Raw genomic sequence first — 20,904 nt, 5'->3', positions numbered from 1 at the left:
CCCTTCACCTTCCAGACATATTTAACGTGTAGTGCCAGCCCTCCACCGACCACCACCCAAATGCGGGAGCCAAGGATCCTCAAGACCTGACATGGTTAGCATTTCTTGCCCGAACGGGCTTTACATTCCGCAGATGGTCACTCACATCGGAAATACTGCGAAGCGGCATCCGTCACCTGGATTTGGCACGTCCGTGTCTATCTATCTGACGGGATCGGCCGATTCGTTCGCGCACCTCTCTAAGGATGGATAAATGTCTCAGCCGAGAACCGGCACACCGGGCGATGTCGAAGAAATCCATTGGCCTTCTCTGGTGGCAGCCATCTCGTCCATATCAGCCGTTGGCATAGCAATCGGCCTCGGTCTGCCCCTCCTCAGCATCATCCTCGAAAAACGCGGTATCTCGTCCACCCTGATCGGACTCAACACGGCGATGGCCGGGGTCGCGGCGATGGCCGCCGCACCGATCACCACCAAGCTCGCCCATAAATACGGCGTTGCGCCGACGATGATCTGGGCTGTGCTGATTTCGGCGCTGAGCGCGCTTGGTTTCTATTACGCCCAGGATTTCTGGATGTGGTTTCCGCTGCGTTTCGCCTTCCACGGCGCGACGACGACGCTGTTCATCCTCTCCGAATTCTGGATCAACGCCGCTTCGCCGCCTTCCAAGCGCGGCTTCGTGCTCGGCATCTATGCGACGGTGCTTTCCCTTGGCTTCGCGGCCGGACCGCTGCTGTTTTCGATCCTCGGCAGCGACGGCATCTTCCCCTTCCTGATCGGCGCCGCCGCCATCCTGCTTGCCGCCATCCCGATCTTCATCGCCCGCGACGAAAGCCCAGTGCTCGAGGAAAAACCGGAGCTGCATTTCATGCGCTACGTTTTCCTGGTGCCGACGGCGACGGCGGCGGTCTTCATCTTCGGCGCCGTCGAAGCGGGCGGGCTGTCGCTTTTTCCGATCTTTGCCGTGCGCGCCCATTTCACCGAATCGCAGGCCGCACTGCTGCTCACCATGATGGGTGTCGGCAACGTCATCTTTCAGATCCCGCTCGGCCTGCTTTCCGACCGCATCGCCGACAAGCGGCCGCTTCTGGCCGGCATGGCGCTGATGGGCTTCATCGGCTCGATGATGTTACCGCTGTTGCTCGACAACTGGCTTCTGATGGCCGGGCTCCTGCTTTTCTGGGGCGGCTGTGTCTCAGGCCTTTATACGGTCGGCCTCAGCCATCTCGGCTCGCGGCTGACCGGCTCCGATCTTGCGGCGGCCAATGCTGCCTTTGTCTTCTGTTATGCGATGGGAACCGTGGCCGGGCCGCAGGCCATCGGCGCGGCGATCGATGTCGCTGGAAATAACGGTTTTGCCTGGGCGATTGCGGCTTTCTTCGGTCTTTACGCCCTACTTTCCGGCATCAGACTGATGTTCATTCGAAAACGGGCTTGACTTTTCGGGCGGGATTCGTAGTTTCGCGCCAGGATTTGCCGTGGAGCCCATCCGGCTTCCACGGCTTTCATTTTCTTAAAGGCAGGACGACCATGGCCAAGGCTACAACAATCAAGATCAAGCTGCTGTCGACAGCCGACACCGGTTTCTTCTACGTCACCACGAAGAACAGCCGTACGATGACGGACAAGATGACGAAGACGAAGTACGACCCGGTTGCGAAGAAGCATGTCGAGTTCAAGGAAACCAAGATCAAGTAATCACTTGGCCTGACGGATTTCAAAAAAGCGCGCGCCTTCGGGTTGCGCGTTTTTTATTGCCCGGATTGATCGTCTTTAAAAGATGATAGCGCAAACAGAAAAACGCCGCCCTTCCATCTTCGGGAAGTGGCGGCGTTTTCTTGAAAGGGGGTCGGCCAGCATGCAAAACGGCACGAGGAACCGCTATAACTTGCCTACTAGCCGACCGACCCCACGACCCAGGAGATGCGGCGGACCTGAGCATCATGGGGTATCGACAACTCCTCAACGGGAGCGCTTCTCTTATGAGCCGATAATTTGCGCAAAAATGAAAGAAAATCAACAAATTCTTAATGGTGAATGTTTGCAGCTTGATTCTATGGTTAAAAGTCCAGATTTGGGACATACAAAGATTTGTCGGCTCTGCTTGGACTCGAAGCGTAGCGCCTGACCTTTCGAAGAAATTCGACAATATAACTGAATAACTTACGCCTCCCCTCCCCTACGTGAGGTGACGTCGCCGCAATCTATTTGCCCCTGTTGGCGGCAGGCAGTTTTTATATTTTCCATTTCATTTTGAGCTACGGGCTGATGCTCTCAAGACTGTCGCGCGGCAACACATCCGCAGCAACGCAGCGAGTCCATTTTTGGGCTATTGAACTGCAAATTTTTCGTTCCGCCTTGCACAGGCGAAGATTAAAAATCGGTAACAATTGGCTTACCGCGGTGGAAAACCCGCAAATGGCGCGTATGGCGGCAAATGATTCGTCACGCGGCCGCGGCGACCACACGGTTGCGGCCGGTATTCTTGGCCTCGTAAAGAGCCAGATCCGCCTGTTTCATCAGCTGGCCCGGGGTCAGCACCGACGCAATACGCGAGGCGATGCCGAAGGAAGCAGTGACGTTCAGCGCTTCCCCGGAGTGTTTCAGCATGAAGGGAGCACTTTCGATCGCCGCGCGCAGGCGCTCGGCGACGGCGGCGGCAATTTCCGGGGAGGTGTCGGGCATCACGACGACGAATTCCTCTCCACCGTAGCGGCAGGCGAGATCGGCACCGCGGATGGTCGAACGGACGCGACTTGAAAATTCCCGCAGCACCTCGTCGCCGCCGTCATGGCCATAGGTGTCGTTCACATGCTTGAAGCGGTCGATATCGGTGATCAGCACCGAAAGCGGCCGGCCGCGCGCCATCGAACGATTGAAGAGCACGTTCAGGTGATTGTCGAGATAGCGCCGGTTATAAAGGCCGGTCAGCGGATCGGTCACAGCAAGCTCGATCGTCTGCTTGACGCTGGCGCGCAGGCGGTCGTTGTAGCGCTTGCGGCGGATCTGCGTCAGGCTGCGCGCGACCAGTTCGTTGGGATCGACCGGGCGGATAATGTAGTCGTTGACGCCGAGATCGAGCGCGCGCACCACCATGTCGTCAGCGCCCTGCTCGGTGATGATCAGGATCGGCAGGAAGCGTGTGCGCTCCAGCGAGCGCAGCTGTGAGCAGAGGCGAAGCGGATCGTAATCGTCGAAGTTGGCGTTGACGATAACGAGATCGAACGCGCTTTCGGCCGCTTCGAAGAGGGCGGCCTGCGGATCGGAGAGGGCAAGCACGTCGGCGACGGGCTTCAGCGCCTTGATGATGCGCTCCTGCGAATTGGCGCGGCCGTCGACGAGCAGGACCTGAGCCGTCTCGTCGGCGCGGCCCTCGCCTGCCCGCGTGAGGTCGTCGATGCCCATCGTATGAGCAGTGTCGGCTCGGATGCGCAGCTCATCGCTCAACGACTTCAGCCGTAGCAGGCTCTTCACCCGTGAGATCAGCTGCAGATCGTTGACCGGCTTGGTGAGAAAATCGTCAGCGCCAGCCTTCAGGCCGCGTACGCGGTCGGTCGGCTGGTCGAGCGCGGTGACCATGACGACTGGAATATGGGCGGTCTTCTGGCTGGCCTTCAGGCGCTCGCAGACCTCGAAACCGTCTATGCCGGGCATCATGATGTCGAGCAAGATGAGATCGACCTGGTTGCGCTCGCAGATCGCCAGTGCCGTATAGCCGTCGGCGGCGGTCATCACGTCGAAATACTCCGCAAGCAGCCGCGCTTCGAGCAGCTTCACGTTGGCCGGAATATCGTCAACCACCAGTATTCGCGCAGTCATCAGCGTCTTTCCGATGCGTCAGGCATCGCCCAGATAGGTCTTGATCGTCTCGATGAATTTCGGAACGGAGATCGGCTTGGAAACATAGGCCTCGCAGCCGCCCTGGCGGATCCGCTCCTCGTCGCCCTTCATCGCGAAAGCCGTGACGGCGATGACGGGAATCACGTGCAGCTCGTCGTCTTCCTTCAGCCATTTCGTGACTTCGAGGCCAGAGACCTCGGGAAGCTGAATATCCATCAGGATGAGGTCGGGGCGATGCTTGCGCGCCAGATCGAGCGCCTCCATACCGTTTCTGGTCTGGATCGTCGTGTAGCCGGACGCCTCGATGAGGTCGCGAAAGAGCTTCATGTTGAGCTCGTTATCTTCTACAATCATCACCTGTTTGGGCATGACAAGCTGTCCCTACGTCCGTTCGCGCAGCGGTTCGTCCCATGAGAAAGGCACATGCGGACAAATAGCTCGTGAAACCGATAGCGCACGCTACCGGTATTTGGTTGAAGAAAAGGTAACTTACCCAGCGAAATGCAAAGCAACTTCAAGACTTCGAAACAACAGGCCGCCGACCCGCACGAGACAGCGATCGCCGTGCTCGGCTGGCTTGCCGACGATCCCGACATGTTCGGCCGCTTCCTCGCCCTGACGGGTGTGGCGCCCGGCCAGGTGCGCAACGCCGTAAACGATCCGGGATTCCTTGCCGGCTTGATGGATTTTCTGATGAACCACGAACCGACGGCCATGGCCTTCTGCGCGGCGAGCGGAATCAGCCCAGAGACCGTGACGGCGGCCTGGCGGCATTTCTCGTCACCGGGCCTCGATTCCGGAGAATACTGACCGTGACCTCCGGGGAATTCGACATCTCGCATATCCGCCTCGGCGAACGGCCGTTGATCGTCTGCGACGTCGACGACGTCGTGCTGCAGTTCATAGGTCCCTTCCAGCTTTTCCTTCAGAGCCAGGGTCACGCGTTTCTGCCGCGATCGTTCCGGCTGCACGGCAACATCGTCTCGCAAGCCGACGGCGTGGAGATCGAGGATCAAGAGGTCAGCCGGCTGATCGAGGAATTCTTCGAGGCACAAGAGCTGTGGCAGACGCCGCTCGACCGCGTCGTCGAAACACTCGACCGGCTTTCGGAAGAGGCCGATGTGCTTTTCCTGACAGCCATGCAGCCGCGGTTCCAGAACCAGCGCCGTCGCCTGCTCGACAGGATGGGCCTGCTCTTTCCGCTGCTTGCCACCGAACAACCCAAGGGGCCGATCGTTCACGCATTGCATGCCAGCCGCTCCCTTCCCGTCGTCTTCATCGATGATATGGCGCGCAATCTGCATTCCGTTAGGGATCACGTCGCCGATTGCCTGCTGATTCACCTGATGCCGAACTCGCCCGTCCATCGTTTCGCACCGGTCGCCGCTGACGACATCACCCGCGCCACCGACTGGACGCATGCGGCCGAGCTGATCGAGGCGCATTTTGTTTCCGGCACCTTCACGCACGCAGTTCCAGCCGCATGAGCGGCCGACCGTCCTTGCGCCGTGCTATCGCCTCGAAACCGGCGGCATGGAAGATCGCCGTCGAGCCGATGCAGAGTGTCACGGATTTCGACTGCTTCACATGATCGATCGGACAGGCTTCGAGCAGCCGCGCTCCCTGGCGCCGCGCATGGTCGATCGCGCCGGCGAGCAGACGGTGGCTCATTCCCTTGCCGCGCAGTTTGGGCAGCAGGAAGAAGCAACTGACGGCCCAGATGGATGGATCATGCGCATCGCCCTCCTCCAGCGGCCGCGAGACGGTGCGCGGCGAATTGAACTGCGACACGTCGTGGCGCGGCCCGACCTGCACCCAGGCGACCGGCGCGCCTTCGGCATAACAGAGGATGCCAGGCGGCGGACCCGCCTTGATCCGCTCCCGCATATGCGCCTTGCGTTCGTCGGCCGCCATCTTCGTCCTCACCGCATGCGGCAGACGCAATGCGACGCACCAGCAGTTATAGAAGGCACCCTGCGGCCCGAACAGGGTTTCGAAATCGTCCCAGCGTTCTGCTGTCACCGGCTCGAAACGAAGGTCGTTATCCAAAGGCAAAGCTTCCACCCTCTCTTGTGACTCGGAAGCTTAAGGCGTAATCTCAGAATGTTCAATCTTTGTTCCCATGATGACGCCCACGCCTGACAAGACACCCGGCTTCTGTCGCGACTGCCTTGCCGAGCAGAAGAGCGAGGCGCGCCGTTGCGTTTCCTGCGGCAGCCCGCGCCTCGTGCGCCATCGCGAACTCTACGCATTGACGCTTGCGCATATCGACTGCGACGCCTTCTACGCAGCCGTCGAGAAACGCGACAATCCCGAGCTTGCCGACAAGCCTGTCATTATCGGCGGCGGCAAACGCGGCGTCGTCTCCACCGCCTGCTATATCGCCCGTATCCATGGCGTGCGGTCGGCCATGCCGATGTTCAAGGCGCTGGAAGCATGCCCTCAAGCGATCGTCATCCGCCCCGACATGGAGAAATATGTCCGGGTCGGACGGCAGGTGCGCGCCATGATGCAGGATCTGACGCCGCTGGTGCAGCCGCTATCGATCGACGAGGCCTTCCTAGAGCTCGGCGGCACCGAGAGGCTGCATCACGATCCGCCGGCGCGCACGCTGGCCAAATTCGCCCGCCGTATCGAAAGGGAGGTCGGCATCACCGTTTCGGTCGGGCTTTCCTATTGCAAATTTCTCGCCAAGGTCGCCTCCGATCTGCAGAAGCCGCGCGGCTTTTCGGTCATCGGCCGCGAGGAAGCGGTCGAGTTCCTGGCGCCGCGTCCCGTCACCACGATCTGGGGCGTCGGCAAGGCCTTTGCGGCGACGCTGGAGGCGGACGGCATCCGCACCATCAGCCAGTTGCAGCAGATGGAAGAAAACGACCTGATGCGCCGCTACGGCAGCATCGGCCAACGGCTCGCACGGTTGTCGCGCGGCATCGACGACCGCGAAGTGCATCTCAACGATGCCGCCAAGAGCGTTTCGTCGGAGACCACCTTCTTCGATGACATCTCGCGTTATGACGATCTGGTGCCGATCCTGCGCAACCTCTCCGAAAAGGTCTCCTGGCGGCTGAAGAAAAACGGCATTGCCGGCCAGACCGTGGTTCTGAAGATGAAGAGCGCCGATTTCAAATCGCGCACCCGCAACCGCAAGCTCGAAGACCCGACCCAGCTTGCCGACAAGATTTTCCGCACCGGGCTCGAGCTTCTTGAAAAAGAGACTGATGGTACGAAGTTCCGTCTGATCGGCATCGGCGTCACCGATCTCGGCGATGCCGCCCGCGCCGATCCGCCGGATCTGATCGACCAGCAATCGGGCCGGCGTGCGGCGGCCGAAGCGGCGATGGATAAGCTGCGCGACAAGTTCGGCAAGAAGACGGTCGAGACCGGCTATACGTTCGGCAACAGCAAGCGCGATCACTAACGCGTGAGGCCTGCCAGCCAGGCGGCCCATAAAATCTTCCTTAAACTTCGTCCCATAATGTGCCGGGCAAGTATTGCGTATGGTTGGGTCTCATGTTCTCGCGTCTCGTCTTCGGCCTCGGCTTGCTGTCGGCCACCGCACTCGTGCACCCCGCTCTTGCCGCGGATGCTGCGCGCACGCTGCAGATCTTCGTCTCGAAGGACAAGCAATCGCTTGCGGTCTATGATGGCACCGAGGTCGTCGCGACCTCGAAGGTCTCGACCGGCAAGGACGGCCACACGACGCCGAGCGGCATCTTCTCGGTGCTGGAAAAGCAGAAATACCACGAATCCAATCTCTATTCGGCGGCGCCGATGCCGTTCATGCAACGGCTGACCTGGTCCGGCATTGCGCTGCATGAATCCAATTCCGTGCCGCGTTATCCAGCCTCGCATGGCTGCGTGCGTATGCCCGGCGCCTTCGCAAAAATGCTCTATGGCATGACCGACCTCAGTGTCCCCGTCATCATCAGCGACGGTGAGCTGGTGCCGCGGCCAATCGAGCATCCGACCCTTTTCCGTCCAGATACGCCGACGGCAATGCCGCTGCTTTCGGATGTCGAACTGCGGCCCTCGATGCTCGACAGCCCCGAGAAGCCGGTGCAGGTGGCGATGAACGATACCGCTGCGATGCCGATGCCGGCAGTGCAGCCGATTGCAGCGACAGAACCAGAGCCGCCGTCCGAGCCGATCAGCATGCTCGTCACGCGCCGGACGCTGCGCGAGACGGTGATCGACATCCAAACCCTGCTCAACCAGCTCGGCTTTTCCGCCGGCAGTCCGGACGGCTTGCTCGGTCCGTCGACGGTGCAAGCGATCAAGGCTTTCAAGACGCTGCGGCCGGCGGAATTTGCCGCCGACAGGAGCCTGGTTTCCGACACGCTCCTCAGAGAAGCCTATGCCGCGGCTGGCAAGGGAGAGCCGCCCAACGGCGTTATCATGGTGCGGCAGTCCTTCAAGCCGATCTTCGAAGCGCCGGTGACGATCGCCGATCCGGGACTGGCGCTCGGCACACATTTCTTCACGCTGCATGCAGTCGATGAAAAGGCCGGCACCGCCGACTGGCTCGGCATCACGCTCGAGAACAATCTCTCCCGAGAAACGATGAAGCGGCTCGGCATCACCAATCAGGAAAGCTCGATCATTACAGGCAAGCCGATCGCCCGTTCGCTCAGCCGGATTACCATCCCCGATGAGACCCGCCGCAGGATCGACGCCCTCATCGCGCCCGGCTCGACGCTGACGATCTCCGATACAGGCCTCGGCCGGGAAACCGGCGAAGGCACGGATTTCATCACAATCACCCGCGGGTGACGCGGGGCTGATCAAACCAGTTCGACGTCGACGACGCCGGGGGCGGCACGAAGGGCGGCGGCGATCTCCGGCGTGATGCGGTATTTCTCCGACAGCGCCACTTCCACCTCGCGTTTGCCATCCTCCTTGATGACGATGAAGGAAACGAGGCCGTCGCCCTTGGCGTTCAGATGGCCGGCAACCATCCGCAGCGGTCCGGAATCGCGGACATAGACGCGCAGCGCCTTCTGCATCTGCAGCGACTTTTCCTCCAGCGACTGGATCGTCTGGATGCGCAGGCCGATGCCCTCCGGCCGCTCCTCGCCTGTCGCGGTCAGCACGAAGGATTTTCCCGACTCGAGAACGTCGCGATACTGGTTCAGCATTTCCGAAAACAGCACCGCTTCGAACTGGCCCGAAGAATCGGAGAAGACGATGATGCCCATCTTGTTGCCGGTGCGGGTTTTGCGCTCCTGCTTCGAGATGACGGTACCGGCAAGGCGCGCATTGGCCGCGCCCTGTTTGATGGCGGCGGAAAATTCGGCAAAGGTCTGCACCCGCATCTTCTGCAGGATGTTGTTGTAGGAATCGAGCGGGTGGGCCGTCAGATAGAAGCCCAGCACCTGGAATTCCTTGAGCAGCCGCTCGGAGGGGAGCCAGGGCGAGAACGGCGGCAGGGAGATCTTCTCAGGCCCCGACGTCAGCGTGCTGCCGAAAATGTCCGACTGGCCGCTCAGCTTGTTCTCCTGGGCACGCTGGGCATAACCGAGAACACGGTCGAGGCCGGCTGCCAGCTGGGCGCGGTCCATGTCGAAACAATCGAAGGCGCCGGCATAGATCAGGCTTTCGAGCACGCGACGATTGACCTGACGCGGATCGATGCGCAGGCAGAAATCCTCAATGCTGGCAAAGGGCTTGTCGCCGCGCACCTCGACGATATGGTCGACGGCGGATTCGCCGACACCCTTGAGGGCGGCGAGCGCGTAATAGATGCGGTTGTCGCCGGTCTCGAAATGGCGGAAGGAGCTCTGCACCGAGGGTGCGATCACCTCGATGCCGAGGCGCTTGGCATCCTGGCGGAAATCATTGACTTTTTCGGTGTTGGACATGTCGAGCGTCATCGAAGCGGCGAGGAATTCGACCGGGTAATGCGCCTTCATGTAGGCCGTCTGGTAGGAGACGATGGCATAGGCGGCGGCATGCGACTTGTTGAAGCCGTAATTGGCGAACTTCGCCAGCAGTTCGAAGATATTGTCGGCCTGCGGCTTCGATACGCCATTCCTAACGGCGCCAACGACGAAGCGTTCGCGCTGCTGGTCCATCTCAGCCTTGATCTTCTTACCCATGGCGCGACGCAGAAGGTCGGCTTCCCCCAGCGAATAGCCTGATAGTACCTGGGCGATCTGCATCACCTGTTCCTGATAAACGATGACGCCCTGGGTTTCCTTGAGCAGGTGGTCGATCATCGGATGGATCGATTCCAGCTCTTCGTCGCCGTGCTTGCGGGCATTGTAGGTCGGGATGTTCTCCATCGGGCCGGGACGATAGAGCGCCACCAGCGCGATGATGTCCTCGATGCAGTCCGGCTTCATGCCGATCAGCGCCTTGCGCATGCCGGCACTTTCCACCTGGAACACGCCGACCGTCTCGCCGCGCGACAGCATCTCGTAGGTCTTCTTGTCGTCGAGAGGAATGGCCGCGAGATCAACCTTGACGCCGAGCTTGGCGACGAAATCGACGGCGACCTTCAGCACCGTCAGCGTCTTCAGGCCGAGGAAGTCGAATTTGACCAAGCCCGCCTGCTCGACCCATTTCATGTTGAACTGGGTGACCGGCATATCGGAGCGCGGATCGCGATACATCGGCACCAGCTTGGAAAGCGGCCGGTCGCCGATGACGATACCGGCGGCGTGAGTCGAGGCGTGGCGGTAAAGCCCCTCGATCTTCTGGGCGATATCGAGCAGGCGCGCGACAACAGGTTCCTTCGCCGCCTCCTCCTGCAGCTTCGGCTCCTCCTCGATCGCTTTGGACAGCGGCGTCGGATTAGCCGGGTTGTTCGGTACGAGTTTGCAGATCTTGTCGACCTGGCCATAGGGCATTTCCAGCACACGGCCGACGTCACGAAGGGCGGCGCGCGCCTGCAGCGAACCGAAAGTGATGATCTGCGCCACCTGCTCGCGGCCATACTTGGCCTGGACGTAGCGGATCACCTCTTCGCGGCGGTCCTGGCAGAAATCGATGTCGAAGTCCGGCATCGAGACGCGTTCCGGATTGAGGAAGCGCTCGAATAGCAGCGAAAAACGCAAGGGATCGACGTCGGTGATCGTCAAGGCATAGGCGACCAGCGACCCGGCGCCCGAACCACGGCCGGGACCGACCGGAATGTCATGCTGCTTGGCCCATTTGATGAAGTCGGCAACGATCAGGAAGTAACCGGGAAACCGCATGCGCTCGATGACGCTAAGCTCGAAATCCAGCCGTTCGCGATAGTCCTTTTCCTCGTAACCCGCCGACATGCCGAGCGTTGCAAGCCGCATGTCCAGCCCTTCGACCGCCTGGCGGCGCAGCTCGCTCGCCTCGGCGCGTTCGGCCTCCTCGGCATCGTCGGTCGCACCGGTGAAGCGTGGCAGGATCGGCTTTCTGGTCTTCAGCACGAAGGAGCAGCGCGTGGCGATCTCGATCGTATTTTCCAGCGCTTCCGGCAGGTCGGCGAAGAGCTTGACCATCTCGGCCCGGCTCTTCAGATAGTGATCCGGCGTCAGGCGAAAGCGGCTGTCGTCGGAGACGATGGCGTTGTGCGCGACCGCCATTAGCGCATCATGGGCGTCGTAATCGTCGCGGGTCGGAAAGAAGGCCTCGTTGGTCGCAACCAGCGGCAGGTCGTGGGCATAGGCGAGCCCGATAATCTTCTGCTCGTGCCGCTTGTCATAGGTGCCGTGCCGCTGCAGCTCGACATAGAGCCTGTCGCCGAAGAGACGCTTCAGCGTGAGCAGCCGGGCTTCCGCCTGAGCGGGATGGCCTTCCTTGATGGCCACGTCGACCGGCCCGGTCAGCGCGCCGGTCAATGCGATCAGCCCTTCCGTGCCTGCCTCCTCCAGCCAGGAGGCACTGATATGAACGGCCTGGTTGCTTTCGCCGCCGAGATAGGCCCGACTGACGAGATCGACCAGCCGTTCGTAACCGGCATCCGTCGCAGCGAGAAGAACGATCGCCGGCAGCTTGACCAGGGCCTGCTGGCCGCCGCGCTTTTCCGTTTCCAACCCGTCTCCCATGTCGATCGAGACCTGGCAGCCGATAATCGGCTGCAGGCCTTCCTCCATCGCCTTCTGGGAGAATTCGAGGGCGACGAACAGATTGTTGGTGTCGGTAATTGCAATCGCCGGCTGGCTGTCGCCGGTCGCCTTATAGAGGATCTTCTTCAGCGGCAGAGCGCCCTCGAGAAGCGAATAGGCGGAATGGACCCTCAGGTGGATGAAACCCGGCGTACCGCCGATCGCCTCACCCGTTGAACCCTTTGCCGTATCCGCCATGACATGCCTTCCCAATCACCCGAATGAATCGGACGCATTGTCGGCATAGAGGGCGATGATGTCCAGAAGAAGTCCCGCGTCCGGACCGCATGATTGCCATGCGGTCCCCTGAAAACTTTAGAGCGCCATGACGATGAGCGAGAAGCTGGCAACGAACATTGCGATGGAGGTGAATGCTGCGATATCACGGATCATGTCAGTCATCGGGCTCTCCTTTACTCGTTATGTTTTCAATTTGTTCCATGTATGTTCTATTGTCAACAGGAATCTTTTCCTCCTTTCTTGTGTTTGAAGATCCCAGGAAATAGGCGACGAATCGGCTAGAGGGCCGGCGATCGAGGTGATCGGCAGCAGCCTTGCCCTTTCCCGATCCGCCGCTGATCGGTCATGGTGCTCAGGCGGCAGCCCTCCTCAGAGCGACTCCACTACTCCCGGCCTATGTTCACTTTCTGTTCTTTACATGCCAGGGATTATTTGCCAACATCGGGCCGAGAGGAGAATGACATGCTCGATATTGCGATGCTGAACGAATTCATCGTGGAGGCGAAGGCTACGACCTATGTGGGCGGCGGCGCGGCGCGCGCGCCCTGCCGGCCGAGCTCCCACGATATCGGTTACGAACGCGGCGACTGGCGCTATCTCGACAGCTATTTCGGCGGCACGGATTTCGCCGGACAGGAAGTGGTGTGGCTTGCCGACGAGCCCGTCTGGGCGATGAATTATTTTGGCTGCGTCATTGCGCCTGATCTCATCGACGGCGCAGCAGCCGGGACGGTGATCAAGACAGCACTTTCGGCGATGTATCGAGAGGGGCAGTTTCTTGGCGGAATGGAATTCGACCATCCGCTCGGCCGCTATATCGACCGCAGCGAAGGCAGCTGCGAGCGGTTCAGCGGCAGTGAATGCATCATGGTCGATGGCCAGAAGGCCTATATGCTCGACTACCGCGGCGGACTGGTTATCCCCTGATCGTGGCCCACTGCTGTCCTGTTAAGTGCATAATGTCCCGCCAGGAGGTCGGCGAGATCAGCCACTCGTCCGGCTGCCGCCACCTTTGTAACTTCCCTTTATCCGCTCCTGGCGCTGTAATGCCTCTTGCGGTGGCGGATGGAAGACCGATGCACCTTTGGGACACCAAGCCCGTGGGAGAGCGTGGGTCTCCATCCGCTGTTCCATTGAACCCGAACAGTCGCCAGGGCCGCTTGCGAAGGCAAAGCCCGATTAGGCAAGGATGGGATCAGATGGAGATTGTTGTTGGAATCGACGTTTCGAAAGAGCGCCTGGATGTTGCGATCCTGCCGCAAGGTGAGGTCTTTGCCGTCGGCAACGACCATGCCGGCATCGATGAACTGGTCGAGCGGCTCAAAGGCATCGGTGTTGATGCGATTGGGTTGGAGGCGACCGGCGGCTACGAGATGCTGGCGGTGGCTGGGCTGTCGGCCGCCGGATTAACCGTCCTCGTCATCAATCCAGCGCAAGTGCGCGCCTATGCCCATGCGATCGGCCGCAGGGCCAAGACCGATCCGATCGATGCCGCCGTCATCGCCGCCTTCGTTTTGGCGACGAAGCCCGAGATCCGGCCGTTGCGCGATGCCGAGACACAGGCTCTTTCCGAGCTTGTGGCTCGCCGGCGCCAGATCGTGCAGATGGTCGTAGCCGAGGAGAACCGGTTGCGCATGGCGCTGGCAAAGCAGGCGCAGAAAAGCATCAAGCGCTTGCTGAAAGCCTTGCGGCGCGAGCTCGAAAGCCTCGATGCCGATCTCGACAGCCACATCCGCAAGTCGCCGGTCTGGCGGGTGCGCGAGGCGCTGTTGACCTCGGTGCCGGGTGTCGGAGCGACGACAGCGCGCACGCTGCTGGCCGAACTGCCGGAGCTCGGCAGCCTCGACCGGCGCGAGATCGCATCGCTGGCTGGCCTTGCCCCATGGACGCGGCAGTCGGGAAAATGGAAAGGCAAGAGCTTCATCGGCGGCGGCCGAGGCAAAGTGCGCGCCGTCCTATTCATGGCCGCCCTCGTCGCCAGCCGATACAACCCCGACCTCAAGGCCTTCCGCGACAGGCTGGTCGCGGCCGGCAAGCCCAAGATCGTCGCCATCGTCGCAACCATGCGCAAGCTACTCACCATCCTCAACGCCATCATCAGGGACGGACGACCATGGCAAACCGCTTGACAAACAAGACAGTCGCTCTCCCCGTAAACGGGGCGATGAGGATATGCCGCGACCCTTCAGTTCCTCGCCAATCTCTCGCATGGCACGTCCCCTCGCCCCATTTACGGGGTCCGAAAGACGGGGCGAGGCCAGTGGCTCGACCCCGGTAGGTTAGTTCTGAGGGGCAATCATCGGCGTCAACCGGACAGCCATGGACCGCAGTCTCAGAAATCGACGATCTTGCCGTCAGAGATCGTCACACGCCGATCCATGCGGCGGGCGAGCTCGTGGTTATGGGTAGCGATAAGGGCAGCAAGGCCCGACTGGCGCACCAGCGCTTCCAGCGCCTCGAACACGTAGCTTGCCGTTTCCGGGTCGAGATTGCCGGTCGGCTCGTCGGCAAGAAGCAGGGTCGGCGCATTGGCGACGGCACGGGCAATCGCAACGCGCTGCTGCTCGCCGCCGGAAAGCTCGCCGGGGCGATGCGAGCCACGATGGCCGATGCGCATGTAGTCGAGAAGCTGGCCGGCCCGCTCTCCGGCTTCCTTCCAGGAAAGCCCGGCGATCAGCTGCGGCATCATGATATTTTCGAGTGCCGAAAATTCCGGCAGCAGGTGGTGGAACTGGTAGACGAAGCCGATTTCGCTGCGGCGGATGGCGGTGCGTTTCTCATCGCTCAAGCCGTCGCAGGCATGGCCGTTGATGTTGACTTCACCGCCGTCCGGATGCTCCAGCAGGCCGGCGATATGCAGCAGTGTCGACTTGCCGGTGCCGGAAGGGGCGACGAGAGCGACAGTCTCCCCTTTCGATATCGAAAAATCTGCGCCCTTCAGGATCGAGAGCAGCGTATCGCCCTGCCCGTAATGGCGCTCGACGCCGGTAAGCTTGAGAACGACGTTGCGTTTCATGAAGGCGGCATTCCTTATTCGTAGCGCAGGGCCTGCACCGGATCGAGCCTGGAGGCACGCCAGGCCGGGAAGATGGTCGCGATGAAGGAGAGCGTCAGCGCCATGGCAACGATCGAGATCGTTTCGCTGAGATCCATCTCGGCGGGCAGCTGGCTGAGGAAATAGACCTGCGGATTGAAGAGCACGGTGCCTGAAATCCAGGAGAAGAACTGGCGGACGGATTCGATGTTGACGCAGACGAGAACGCCGAGCAGCACACCGGCAACGGTGCCGACGATGCCGATCGCCGCGCCGGTCATGAAGAAGATGCGCATGATTGCGCCGGCGCTGGCACCCATGGTGCGCAGGATGGCGATATCGCTGCCCTTGTCCTTCACCAGCATGATGAGGCCGGAGATGATGTTCAGCGCCGCGACGAGCACGATCAGCGTCAGGATCATGAACATGACGTTGCGCTCGACCTGCAGCGCCGAGAAGAAGGTCTGGTTGCGCTGGCGCCAGTCGGTGATGGCGATCTGGCGGCCGGCCGCCTCCTCCACCTTGGGCCGCAGATTGTCGATATCGTCAGGGTGATCGACGAACAGCTCGATCGACTGCACCAGTCCCTCGGCATTGAAATAGAGCTGCGCTTCCTCGAGCGGCATGAAGATGATCGAGGAGTCATATTCCGACATGCCGATCTCGAAGAGGCCGGAGATCTTGTAGGATTTGATGCGAGGGCTGACGCCCATCGGCGTAATGTCGCCATCCGGTGACGTCAGCGTAATGAGGTCGCCGACGCGCAGACCGAGCTGATCGGCCATGCGGGTGCCGATCAGCACACCCTGGCCGGAGGCATAACCCACCATGTCGCCTGATTTGATGTTGTCAGAGATCGTCTTAAGCTTGGTCAGGTCCTCGGCGCGGGCGCCGCGCACCAGAGCGCCGGTGCTGCCGCCGGCCTGGGCCGAAGCGAGCACCTGACCTTCCACCAAGGGGAGCGCCATCTTGACGCCCGGCACCGCGGCGAGCTTGCTGCTGAGGACAGGATAATCGGTGAAGGGGCCGTCGACCGGCTGGACGATCATGTGGCCGTTAATGCCGAGGATGCGCGAGACGAGCTCGGTTCGGAAGCCGTTCATGACGGCCATGACGATGATCAGTGTCGCAACGCCCAGCATGATGCCGACGAAGGAGAAGCCGGCGATCACCGAGATGAAGGCCTCCTTGCGACGGGCGCGCAGATAACGCCACGCCACGAGGCGTTCGAAGGTGGAAAATGGCTTGCCAGCCGGACCCAAGCCGGATTTTGAACTCCGGTCCACTGCTGCGTCTGCCATTTCGCCTCCGTTTCCTTAAGCCACGAACCGGTTGATCGCCGCTTCGATGGTCATCGTTTCGCGGGCGCCGGTCTTGCGGTCCTTCACTTCAACTTCGCCGTTGGCGACCGCGCGCGGGCCGGCGATGATCTGGACGGGCACACCGATCAGGTCGGCGGTCGCGAATTTCGTACCGGCCCGATCATCGGTATCGTCGTAGAGCACATCCTTGCCGGCCTTGGTCAGCGCGGCATAGATCAGCTCGCAAGTATCGTCACAGGCCTGATCGCCCGCCTTCATGTTGATCACAACGATATCGAAGGGAGCGACCGATGCCGGCCAGATGATTCCGTTGTCGTCATGCGATGCTTCGATGATGGCGGGAACAAGGCGTGTCGGGCCGATACCGTAGGAACCCATGTGAACGAAGTGTTCCTTGCCATCAGGTCCCTGCACTTTCGCACCCATCGGCTCGGAATATTTCGTGCCGAAATAGAAGATATGGCCGACCTCGATGCCACGCGCCGACAGGCGGTCGCCTTCCGGAACGGCGTTGAAGGCCGCCTCGTCGTGCATTTCCGAGGTCGCAGCATAGAGCGAGGTCCATTTGTCGAAGATCGCCTGCAGGCCCTCGACACTGTCGAAATCCGTGTGTGCACCAGGAATATCGAAATCGACGAAATCCTTGTGGCAGAAGACTTCGGATTCGCCGGTGTCAGCGAGGATGATGAACTCATGGCTGAGCTTGCCGCCGATCGGGCCGGTGTCGGCGCGCATCGGAATGGCGCGCAGGCCGAGCCGGTCGAACGTGCGCAGGTAGGCGGCGAACATCTTGTTATAGGAATGCTCCGCCCCTTCGCGCGTCAGGTCGAAGGAATAGGCATCCTTCATCATGAATTCGCGCGAGCGCATGGTGCCGAAGCGCGGGCGGATCTCGTCGCGGAACTTCAGCTGGATGTGATAGAGATTGAGCGGCAGGTCCTTATAGGATTTGACGGAAGAGCGGAAAATATCCGTCACCATCTCTTCATTGGTGGGACCATAGAGCATCGGCCGATCCTGGCGGTCCTTGATGCGCAGCATCTCCTTGCCGTAGGCGTCGTAGCGGCCGCTTTCCTGCCAGAGTTCGGCCGATTGCAGGGTCGGCATCGACAGCTCGATGGCGCCGGCGCGGTTCTGCTCGTCGCGGATAATGGCGTTGACCTTGTCGAGCACGCGCTTGCCGAGCGGCAGCCAGGAATAGATGCCCTGCGACTGCTGGCGGATCATGCCGGCGCGCAGCATCAGCCGGTGGGAGACGATTTCCGCTTCCTTGGGGTTTTCCTTGAGGATGGGCATGAAATAGCGGGACAGACGCATGGCGGATTCCGGAGCGGTTGAGATCCCGCAGCAGGCGGAATCGAAAGACCATTGTTAATGTCGGGAGCGTTCATAGCCGCTTCGCGGCAGGAAGGAAACCCGCAACGGATGCCGGCAACCTCCCGGAAGCGCATGTTCGCACCCGCAAAATGAAAGGGCATAAAAAAGCGCGTGTTTATAAGGACTTGAACCAAAATCTTGTCAACAGAAAAATTTTGCTAGAGTGTAGCAAAAATGCAAAAAAAGCTGATGACAAAGCCCAATGTTTGAGCTAGTTTTAGCTCACAAAACAGGCAGGAAGTTAAATTCTTGCCGAATTCGCGGTCAAGTCTTGGGAGGATCAGATCTTAGGCGCGCTCGTCGCAGCCCCGGCAACGGTTACAGATCACGCGATACTTAAAACAAGGCTTTTAGCCTTGTTTTTTTTTGGCTTTTCGGCCCCATCCCATCCAGAAATCCAGCCGACTTCCGTAAGGGGATGGCCATCATTCCGTTACGAGAGCTCTTTGCCGCAACAGTATGACACTGGTATGACGAAATTTCGCTTTCAATAAGTTTACATCTGCTCAAAGTTTGAGCAAAAGCCACGCTTAATAGAAGCTCGGGCCGAGTTGCGGCAGCGCATCGAAGCCCCAGCCGAAATAGGTGTCGCAGACGTACCAGAGGCCGTAGACCACGGCCGAAATCAACGTTGTCAGCGAAAACACGAAAGCGGCGCGAAACCGGGTTGGCGCGCTCGGAACCGTGCCGAGCACGACGTCGTTGTCGTCCGCCTGGGTGCGCAGGCCGATCGGCAGGACGGCAAAAAGCGTCATCCACCAGATGATGAAGTAGACGGCAAATCCCTGAAGAACGATCTGGAGCATTATGGTTCCCGTTGATGCCGCGCTGATATCGCGTCCTTATACGGCGGAATGGCGACCAATTCAAAGCCGGCGAAACGTTTAGCCGCCCTCGGGTCACTCTGCCGCAGCAGGGCTCAGGCCTGTTCGAGTTCGATCAGCGTGCCGAAGAAATCCTTGGGGTGCAGAAAGAGTACCGGCTTGCCATGCGCGCCGATCTTCGGCTGGCCATCGCCAAGCACCCTTGCGCCCGCCGCGACCAGCCGGTCACGGGCAAGAAGGATATCGTCCACCTCGTAGCAGATGTGGTGCATGCCACCGGATGGGTTCTTTTCGAGGAAGGCTGCGATCGGCGAAGTATCGCCGAACGGTTGCAGCAATTCGACCTTGGTGTTCGGCAATTCGACGAAGACGACGGTGACGCCGTGTTCCGGCAGAGTCTGCGGCTGCGATACGGCAGCGCCCAGCGTATCGCGATAGGCGGCCGTCGCCGCGGCCAGATCGGGCACGGCGATGGCGATATGGTTGACCCGGCCGAGCATGGTCAGACCTTGGTGACGAAGGCGGTGACAAGAGGTTTCTTGCCCCAGGTGTTGTTCGCGGCCGAGCGGATGGCGCGGCGCACGGCCTCCTGCAGCATGTCGATATCCTTGCGGCGGGCGCGCGGAATGCTCTCGATGGCGCTGACCGCCGCGTCGAAGAGCGTATCCTCCATATCCTCGCCCTCGTCATCGTAGGTCGGCAGGCCGATCGAAATGAGGTCGGGTTCGCCGACGATGTCATAGCGGGCGTCGAGCACGACGTTGACCGCGACATGGCCGACATAGGAGAGCTTCTTGCGCTCGCCGATGCCCATCTCGTCGAAATCGCCGATCAGCGTGCCGTCCTTATAAATCCGGCCATGCGGCGCCTCGCCGATCACCTCGACGGGACCCGGCGCCAACCGTAGGATATCGCCGTTGCGCACTCGCGGCACCAGTGCGATGCCGGATTGCTCGGCAAGTTCCTTATGCGCCGTCAGATGTGTTGCCTCGCCATGCACCGGCACGACGATCTTCGGCCGCGTCCACTCATACATCCGCTGCAACTCGTTGCGGCGCGGATGACCGGAAACGTGGACCAGCGCCTCGGTATCCGTGATGATGTGCACACCCTGCTCGACGAGGCCGTTCTTGATGTCCTGGATCGCCTTCTCGTTGCCGGGAATGGCGCGCGAGGAAAAGACGACGATATCGCCTGCCGCAAACGCCACATTGCGCATCTCGTCGCGCGAGAGCTTGGCAAGGGCAGCCCGCGCCTCGCCCTGGCTGCCGGTCAGGATGACGACGACCTTGTCGCGCGGGATGTAGCCGTATTCGTCCTCGGAGATGAAGGGCTTCACGCCTTCCATCAGGCCGATATCCTGGGCGACGTTGACGACGCGCTTCAGCGAACTACCGAGCAGCAGCACTTCGCGGCCTGCCGCCTCGGCAGCTTCGGCAACGGTGCGGATACGCCCGACATTCGACGAGAAGGTGGTGATCGCCACCCGGCCCTCGGCATTCTCGATGATCTTGCGCAGGCTTTCCGACACATCCTTCTCGGAGGGCGAAACACCGTCGCGCAGCGCATTGGTGGAATCGCACATCAGCGCTAGCACGCCCTCATCGCCGAGCTGGCGGAAACGTGTCTCGTCGGTCAGCGGCCCGAGCGAAGGCTCGTGGTCGATCTTCCAGTCGCCGGTATGGATGACATTGCCGACCGGCGTGCGGATCATCAACGACATCGGCTCGGGGATCGAATGGTTGACGGCCACACCTTCGATGCTGAAGGGGCCGACATTAATCGTATCGCCGGCCTTGAACGGCGTCACCGGCACTTCGCCGATCTTAGACTTCTCGAAATTACGCTTGGCTTCAAGCAGACCTGATGTAAAACCAGAGGCATAGACCGGCACGTTGAGGCCGGGCCAGAGGTCGGCGAGCGCACCATAGTGGTCTTCATGCGCATGGGTGATAATGATCGCCTTGAGGTTCTTTCGTTCGCTGGCGAGGAAGCGGATATCGGGCAATACGAGGTCGACGCCCGGCAGGTCAGGCCCAGGAAAAGTGACGCCACAATCGACCATGATCCACTGGCGATGCTCGGGCGGGCCGTAGCCGTAGAGAGCGAGATTCATGCCAATCTCACCGACACCGCCCAGAGGCAGGAATACCAGTTCGTCCTGTTTCGCCATAATTTTCGTTTTT

18 protein-coding genes are annotated in these 20,904 nt (G+C 60.6%); 8 read left to right on the top strand and 10 right to left on the bottom strand.

Features of this window, described 5'->3' with window-relative positions; all coding sequences use genetic code 11:
• Positions 1 to 253 precede the first annotated feature (253 nt).
• On the top strand, positions 254 to 1,438 hold the full coding sequence (locus AC244Q_RS06930) for an MFS transporter (protein ID WP_017993630.1): 1,185 nt from the start codon (positions 254 to 256) through the stop codon (positions 1,436 to 1,438).
• A 92-nt stretch (positions 1,439 to 1,530) separates the two neighbouring features.
• On the top strand, positions 1,531 to 1,698 hold the full coding sequence (gene rpmG / locus AC244Q_RS06925; RefSeq protein WP_003547442.1) for a 50S ribosomal protein L33: 168 nt from the start codon (positions 1,531 to 1,533) through the stop codon (positions 1,696 to 1,698).
• Between the two features lie 747 nt (positions 1,699 to 2,445).
• Here the strand turns inward: rpmG and AC244Q_RS06920 are convergent.
• Positions 2,446 to 3,819: a PleD family two-component system response regulator gene (locus tag AC244Q_RS06920; RefSeq protein WP_113545957.1), complete on the bottom strand. Its 1,374-nt coding sequence runs from the start codon at positions 3,817 to 3,819 to the stop codon at positions 2,446 to 2,448.
• A gap of 18 nt (positions 3,820 to 3,837) precedes the next feature.
• Complete coding sequence (locus AC244Q_RS06915) at positions 3,838 to 4,209, bottom strand: response regulator (protein ID WP_003547430.1); 372 nt, start codon at positions 4,207 to 4,209, stop codon at positions 3,838 to 3,840.
• A gap of 132 nt (positions 4,210 to 4,341) precedes the next feature.
• Here AC244Q_RS06915 and AC244Q_RS06910 point away from each other — a divergent pair, with 132 nt between their 5' ends.
• Together AC244Q_RS06910 and AC244Q_RS06905 are read left to right on the top strand one after the other, a co-directional pair.
• Entirely contained in the window at positions 4,342 to 4,650 is a 309-nt protein-coding gene (locus AC244Q_RS06910) for a DUF3572 domain-containing protein (protein WP_003558471.1), read from the top strand.
• A 2-nt stretch (positions 4,651 to 4,652) separates the two neighbouring features.
• Positions 4,653 to 5,327, top strand: a complete 675-nt coding sequence (locus tag AC244Q_RS06905; protein ID WP_113545958.1) for a hypothetical protein — start codon at positions 4,653 to 4,655, stop codon at positions 5,325 to 5,327.
• Here the strand turns inward: AC244Q_RS06905 and AC244Q_RS06900 are convergent.
• Positions 5,302 to 5,889: a GNAT family N-acetyltransferase gene (locus AC244Q_RS06900; RefSeq protein WP_032996306.1), complete on the bottom strand. Its 588-nt coding sequence runs from the start codon at positions 5,887 to 5,889 to the stop codon at positions 5,302 to 5,304. The two genes, AC244Q_RS06905 and AC244Q_RS06900, sit on opposite strands and share 26 nt — an antisense overlap.
• Before the next feature lie 76 nt (positions 5,890 to 5,965).
• Between AC244Q_RS06900 and AC244Q_RS06895 the strand changes: the two genes are divergently transcribed.
• On the top strand, positions 5,966 to 7,258 hold the full coding sequence (locus tag AC244Q_RS06895) for a DNA polymerase IV (RefSeq protein ID WP_026157318.1): 1,293 nt from the start codon (positions 5,966 to 5,968) through the stop codon (positions 7,256 to 7,258).
• Positions 7,259 to 7,350: 92 nt separating this feature from the next.
• On the top strand, positions 7,351 to 8,610 hold the full coding sequence (locus AC244Q_RS06890; RefSeq protein WP_017993626.1) for a L,D-transpeptidase family protein: 1,260 nt from the start codon (positions 7,351 to 7,353) through the stop codon (positions 8,608 to 8,610).
• Between the two features lie 11 nt (positions 8,611 to 8,621).
• On the opposite strand, the gene dnaE is transcribed toward AC244Q_RS06890, so the two are convergent.
• Positions 8,622 to 12,119, bottom strand: coding sequence for a DNA polymerase III subunit alpha (gene dnaE, locus AC244Q_RS06885; RefSeq protein WP_017993625.1), 3,498 nt, complete (start codon positions 12,117 to 12,119; stop codon positions 8,622 to 8,624).
• Between the two features lie 504 nt (positions 12,120 to 12,623).
• Here dnaE and AC244Q_RS06880 point away from each other — a divergent pair.
• The gene (locus AC244Q_RS06880; RefSeq protein WP_113545959.1) at positions 12,624 to 13,088 is read left to right on the top strand and encodes a DUF5680 domain-containing protein; all 465 of its coding nucleotides are present in this window, start codon (positions 12,624 to 12,626) and stop codon (positions 13,086 to 13,088) included.
• A 272-nt stretch (positions 13,089 to 13,360) separates the two neighbouring features.
• Positions 13,361 to 14,290, top strand: a complete 930-nt coding sequence (locus tag AC244Q_RS06875; protein ID WP_113545960.1) for an IS110 family RNA-guided transposase — start codon at positions 13,361 to 13,363, stop codon at positions 14,288 to 14,290.
• Positions 14,291 to 14,493: 203 nt separating this feature from the next.
• Here the strand turns inward: AC244Q_RS06875 and AC244Q_RS06870 are convergent, their stop codons facing one another.
• The 6 genes from AC244Q_RS06870 to AC244Q_RS06845 all read right to left on the bottom strand — a co-directional run bounded on the left by AC244Q_RS06870 (position 14,494) and on the right by AC244Q_RS06845 (position 20,891).
• Complete coding sequence (locus AC244Q_RS06870) at positions 14,494 to 15,177, bottom strand: ABC transporter ATP-binding protein (RefSeq protein WP_012756976.1); 684 nt, start codon at positions 15,175 to 15,177, stop codon at positions 14,494 to 14,496.
• Between the two features lie 14 nt (positions 15,178 to 15,191).
• Positions 15,192 to 16,496, bottom strand: a complete 1,305-nt coding sequence (locus AC244Q_RS06865; protein ID WP_012756975.1) for a lipoprotein-releasing ABC transporter permease subunit — start codon at positions 16,494 to 16,496, stop codon at positions 15,192 to 15,194.
• A 15-nt stretch (positions 16,497 to 16,511) separates the two neighbouring features.
• Positions 16,512 to 17,834: a proline--tRNA ligase gene (gene proS, locus AC244Q_RS06860; protein ID WP_012756974.1), complete on the bottom strand. Its 1,323-nt coding sequence runs from the start codon at positions 17,832 to 17,834 to the stop codon at positions 16,512 to 16,514.
• A gap of 590 nt (positions 17,835 to 18,424) precedes the next feature.
• Positions 18,425 to 18,700, bottom strand: coding sequence for a DUF1467 family protein (locus AC244Q_RS06855; protein WP_012756973.1), 276 nt, complete (start codon positions 18,698 to 18,700; stop codon positions 18,425 to 18,427).
• 113 nt (positions 18,701 to 18,813) lie between these two features.
• Positions 18,814 to 19,218 (bottom strand): methylmalonyl-CoA epimerase, encoded by a 405-nt coding sequence (gene mce / locus AC244Q_RS06850; RefSeq protein WP_012756972.1) that lies wholly within the window; start codon positions 19,216 to 19,218, stop codon positions 18,814 to 18,816.
• A 2-nt stretch (positions 19,219 to 19,220) separates the two neighbouring features.
• On the bottom strand, positions 19,221 to 20,891 hold the full coding sequence (locus tag AC244Q_RS06845) for a ribonuclease J (RefSeq protein ID WP_012756971.1): 1,671 nt from the start codon (positions 20,889 to 20,891) through the stop codon (positions 19,221 to 19,223).
• Between the last annotated feature and the right edge of the window lie 13 nt (positions 20,892 to 20,904).

This window comes from Rhizobium sp. CB2179, assembly GCF_057653455.1.
This window is presented reverse-complemented; position numbering and strand designations above follow the sequence as displayed.

Coding starts and splice junctions, on each gene's coding strand:
- AC244Q_RS06865 (WP_012756975.1), bottom strand. CDS start 16,496: ATGGCAGACGCAGCAGTGGACCGGAGTTCAAAATCCGGCTTGGGTCCG.
- AC244Q_RS06890 (WP_017993626.1), top strand. CDS start 7,351: ATGTTCTCGCGTCTCGTCTTCGGCCTCGGCTTGCTGTCGGCCACCGCA.
- AC244Q_RS06895 (WP_026157318.1), top strand. CDS start 5,966: ATGACGCCCACGCCTGACAAGACACCCGGCTTCTGTCGCGACTGCCTT.
- AC244Q_RS06915 (WP_003547430.1), bottom strand. CDS start 4,209: ATGCCCAAACAGGTGATGATTGTAGAAGATAACGAGCTCAACATGAAG.
- AC244Q_RS06870 (WP_012756976.1), bottom strand. CDS start 15,177: ATGAAACGCAACGTCGTTCTCAAGCTTACCGGCGTCGAGCGCCATTAC.
- AC244Q_RS06920 (WP_113545957.1), bottom strand. CDS start 3,819: ATGACTGCGCGAATACTGGTGGTTGACGATATTCCGGCCAACGTGAAG.
- mce (WP_012756972.1), bottom strand. CDS start 19,218: ATGCTCGGCCGGGTCAACCATATCGCCATCGCCGTGCCCGATCTGGCC.
- AC244Q_RS06880 (WP_113545959.1), top strand. CDS start 12,624: ATGCTCGATATTGCGATGCTGAACGAATTCATCGTGGAGGCGAAGGCT.
- rpmG (WP_003547442.1), top strand. CDS start 1,531: ATGGCCAAGGCTACAACAATCAAGATCAAGCTGCTGTCGACAGCCGAC.
- AC244Q_RS06930 (WP_017993630.1), top strand. CDS start 254: ATGTCTCAGCCGAGAACCGGCACACCGGGCGATGTCGAAGAAATCCAT.
- AC244Q_RS06855 (WP_012756973.1), bottom strand. CDS start 18,700: ATGCTCCAGATCGTTCTTCAGGGATTTGCCGTCTACTTCATCATCTGG.
- dnaE (WP_017993625.1), bottom strand. CDS start 12,119: ATGGCGGATACGGCAAAGGGTTCAACGGGTGAGGCGATCGGCGGTACG.
- AC244Q_RS06875 (WP_113545960.1), top strand. CDS start 13,361: ATGGAGATTGTTGTTGGAATCGACGTTTCGAAAGAGCGCCTGGATGTT.
- AC244Q_RS06845 (WP_012756971.1), bottom strand. CDS start 20,891: ATGGCGAAACAGGACGAACTGGTATTCCTGCCTCTGGGCGGTGTCGGT.
- proS (WP_012756974.1), bottom strand. CDS start 17,834: ATGCGTCTGTCCCGCTATTTCATGCCCATCCTCAAGGAAAACCCCAAG.
- AC244Q_RS06910 (WP_003558471.1), top strand. CDS start 4,342: ATGCAAAGCAACTTCAAGACTTCGAAACAACAGGCCGCCGACCCGCAC.